Genomic DNA, 3,301 nt, shown 5'->3' on the forward strand with positions numbered 1-3,301 from the left:
GCCCTGCCATCCGCCCTCTCCGCCCAATCGAAGGCGTCGGCGGTGATGGTTTCGATCGTCCATCCCAGCCCGGAGAAATCCGCCGCGAGCTTCGGCGTGGCGAGGCGGACGCGATCGAGCATCGTCAGTTCCACCTCGCGCCAATCAACTGCCATGCGGCGCGCCACCTTGAGCATGAAGGTGCCGTCGCCGGCGCCGATCTCCAGGATGCGGCCCGGCGGCCTCGGCAAAAATTTCCGCATGAGCGAAGCCATGATCGGCGCCTGGAACATCAGCGCGTTGATGCGGGCGAGATCGCGGCGCGAGCGGATTGCCCGCGCATCGTCGGCCGCGAGCCCGTCCAGGATTTCCGGAACGAGGCTGCGTTCAGCGAGCGCACTCATGAGACGGTCCTGAACAGCATGGTCTCGGCCGTCAGCCCGGGCCCGAACGACATGCCGCAGCCGAGCAGCCCGCCCGGCTTCTTCAGCATCTTCTCCATCACGAACATGACGGTTGGCGACGACATGTTGCCGTATTGGCGCAGCACCTCGCGCGAGGGCTCGAGCGCGGCGGGCTCGAGTTCAAACGCCCTTTCGACGGCGTCGAGAATGCTGCGGCCGCCGGGATGCACAGCCCAGAGGTCGATCGCTTCCGGCGCCCGGCCTGCGAGGATCGCGTCCCGGTTGCTGCGCAGGGCTTCCTGGACAGCGGCCGGCACCTTGCCGGAAAGAACCATGTCGAAACCTTGGTCGCGGATATCCCAGGTCATCAGTTCGCGCTGCTCGTTCGCGACGGCGCAGCGGAAGGAGTCGAGCTCGATGCCGGGCGGCTCGGGGGTGACGATGCTCGCAGCGCAGCCGTCGCCCCAGAGGCAGAAGCAGAGCAGCTTTTCCAGTTCGGTGGTTTCCCTGATGTGCAGTGTGCAGATCTCGATGTTGACCAGCAGTACCCTTGCCCCCGGATCGGAGCGTACGATGTGGCGTGCAAGCTTGAGGCCGTTGACCGCAGCGTAGCAGCCCATGAAACCGATCATCGTGCGTTCGACGCCGTCCGCAAGGCCGCAGCGCTGAACCAGGTCGAGGTCGATGCCGGGCGCGGAGAAACCGGTGCAGGTGGTGACGATGAGGTGTGTGATGCGCGAAGCCTCGTTGCCGAGATGCAGCCCGTCGACGCCCTTTTGCGCCAGCGCGGGGGCGGCCTCTGCGAACATAGCCATTCTGGCGGCCGTCCCGGGAAATGCCCCGCGCTTGAAGATCCCGCCGAGATCGACCGACGGCCCTTCGTTGTCGAGAGCCGGGGCAAAGCAGGAGAAGCGGCGGTCAATGCCGGCAAGCCCGGCCATGCGTTCGAATAGTTTCCTGCGGTCGCTGCAGAGCATGGAGGCCGCGTAGCGCAGGTAGAACTGGTGGACTTCATGCTCCGGAACCGCCGTCGCGATCCGGTTGATGTAGGCGTTAGCGGACATGTACTGTCTCCCTGGGCCTCGGCGCGGTGCGCGCTGTTGCCGGAGGGGTTCCTTGCTCATGAGCGCGCCTTGGCAGGCGCCAAGCGCTGACCGTTGCCTGTTCGATAAACGTTTCGGAAAACCTGTTTCTTCCCCTGGCGTATGATCCCGAAACTAAAAGATTTGAAGGGGATGATAGGCAAATCAAAGTGTTACAGCCTTTTCCGCGCCCTAGCAGCAGGCAAGGATTTCGGCTCGATCACTTGCTGCCCTGCACCGTTCCGGGCACGATCAAGGCTCCCTGATCGCGCTCCGAATATCTGAAGCCGATAAAGAACAAGGCGATGATGGTGAGGCCGACCGCCAGCACGATGGCGAGGGTCCTTCCCGGGTTTTCGGCAGGGGGCCTATCTAGCATGGTGGTTCGCCTCGCATATCAACCTGGCGAGGGCGGGAAGGGTTCCCAGGCGGGTAGAACGCTCGCCCGGTCCGACATTGACGGTATCGGCAAGGAAGCGGGAAGCGCACCCCCGGGCGAAGAGCGACTACCGGCGATAGCTGCAAATTGCATCAATCGAATTGTGAGAAAATTAATCAGCGCTTTCTAATATTGTTGGTCACCCGGCAGCGAATTCCGGTAACGGACCCATGACCAAGAACCTCGGCAACGCCAAGCCCAACGCCCCTGCGGGCGAGATAAGATCCTCGCCATTCGGCAGGATAGCGCCGGCGCTGTTCCCGCTGGCAGTCGTGGCGCTGGGCTACCTCGTGGGCAAGCAGTTCTTCGGTTTCTGATGCTGGGCAAATGTTCTGTGGAGGCGGGCCGGAGCCTCGCGCGGGCCGGTGCTCGTATTCGGCCGTTTGCGCCCCTCCCACTGCTTTGGTCCTAGGGCCTAGGTCGTTCTTGCCCTTGCATTAGTACAAGCGCATGTTCGAAGTAGCCGGCAGGCTCGCAAACTCCGGTCAGGCCCGGCCGCCGAACCCAAAACACCCCCCCAGGCTGCCGGGCCGTCGGCGCGCCTTGCAAGCAAGCCCTCCACACCACCGATGGGTCCGTAACCAGCGCTGCTGCCGCGGTGGACCTGCACGCGCTCACAATCGCTCCAAAGCGCTCGAGAGGCGTATCGTTGCGCGGACCGGGCGCCGCATCGAAGTCGAATTCTACCTAGGGTGTCCTTCAAGCTTTCAGTGTCTGGATTTTATCCATTTTGAACGGCCCTTACCGGAAATCTGTATTTTCGACATCAAGTGTGCTCGTGCCTTGCAACTATTCTCCTGCTGAGGATAATAAGCGGTTGCTTGCGGCGACCCTTCGTGCGTTAAATCGTATTGCTGTTCGAGGATGCAATTCTTAGGGCGACGAGCTGGAGCTGCACATGGTGGCAGGCGAACCAGACAGTGTCCGCGTAAAATTCATCAACGGCCAATGGCTGGTGCGCGTCGTCGAAGGCGGCCGGCTGGCCCATCAACTGTTCAACATCCACGCGGAAGCCGAAGCCTTCGCCGAGGAGGAACGCCACCGGCTGGGCCTGCCGGGCGAGCCGCCGGCCGCGGAGCCGGCCGAGCCAAAGCGGCGCGGCGGGCGCAGACGCTGAGCGCCCGATATCCTCAATTCGTGTGGCTTGCCATCGCATCACCGGCAACCAGTTTGCGCTCCGCGGAAAATATGGGAACAATCGGCGGGACGGGGATGCTGCCGATGTGCAATCTTTACAACATCACCACAAGCCAGGAAGCGATCCGCCAGTGGACGCGAGCGCTGCGCGACATTTCGGGCAATCTCGAACCTTCGGTCGACATCTATCCGAACCAGCCGGCGCCGGTGGTGCGCAATGCCGCCGACGGCAGCCGCGAGCTCGCCCGGCTGCGCTGGGG

Annotated in this window: 5 protein-coding genes and 1 pseudogene; 3 read left to right on the forward strand and 3 right to left on the reverse strand. The window is 63.2% G+C overall.

The features are described from left to right. The 3 genes and pseudogenes from EOA60_RS25165 to EOA60_RS37770 all read right to left on the reverse strand — a co-directional run. A pseudogene (locus tag EOA60_RS25165) lies at positions 1 to 383 on the reverse strand (hypothetical protein); the annotation flags it as partial. Continuing rightward, positions 380 to 1,447: a type III polyketide synthase gene (locus tag EOA60_RS25170; RefSeq protein ID WP_127334996.1), complete on the reverse strand. Its 1,068-nt coding sequence runs from the start codon at positions 1,445 to 1,447 to the stop codon at positions 380 to 382. The gene EOA60_RS25170 and the pseudogene EOA60_RS25165, both read right to left, overlap by 4 nt. Before the next feature lie 238 nt (positions 1,448 to 1,685). Continuing rightward, positions 1,686 to 1,844: a hypothetical protein gene (locus EOA60_RS37770; RefSeq protein WP_164748208.1), complete on the reverse strand. Its 159-nt coding sequence runs from the start codon at positions 1,842 to 1,844 to the stop codon at positions 1,686 to 1,688. 230 nt (positions 1,845 to 2,074) lie between these two features. On the opposite strand from EOA60_RS37770, the gene EOA60_RS37775 reads away from it, so the two are divergent. From EOA60_RS37775 to EOA60_RS39205, 3 genes are all read left to right on the forward strand, one after another. Next, on the forward strand, positions 2,075 to 2,221 hold the full coding sequence (locus EOA60_RS37775) for a hypothetical protein (RefSeq protein WP_082954140.1): 147 nt from the start codon (positions 2,075 to 2,077) through the stop codon (positions 2,219 to 2,221). Positions 2,222 to 2,802: 581 nt separating this feature from the next. Continuing rightward, positions 2,803 to 3,021 carry a hypothetical protein gene (locus EOA60_RS25175; protein WP_066999287.1) on the forward strand — a complete coding sequence of 73 codons (219 nt, stop codon included), beginning with the start codon at positions 2,803 to 2,805 and terminating at the stop codon, positions 3,019 to 3,021. Between the two features lie 104 nt (positions 3,022 to 3,125). Continuing rightward, on the forward strand, positions 3,126 to 3,301 hold a 176-nt coding region (locus EOA60_RS39205), incomplete at its 3' end, for an SOS response-associated peptidase family protein (protein ID WP_348632720.1).

Origin of the sequence: Mesorhizobium sp. M1A.F.Ca.IN.020.06.1.1 (genome assembly GCF_004023265.1) — a bacterium.
In the GTDB taxonomy this organism is placed as follows: domain Bacteria; phylum Pseudomonadota; class Alphaproteobacteria; order Rhizobiales; family Rhizobiaceae; genus Mesorhizobium.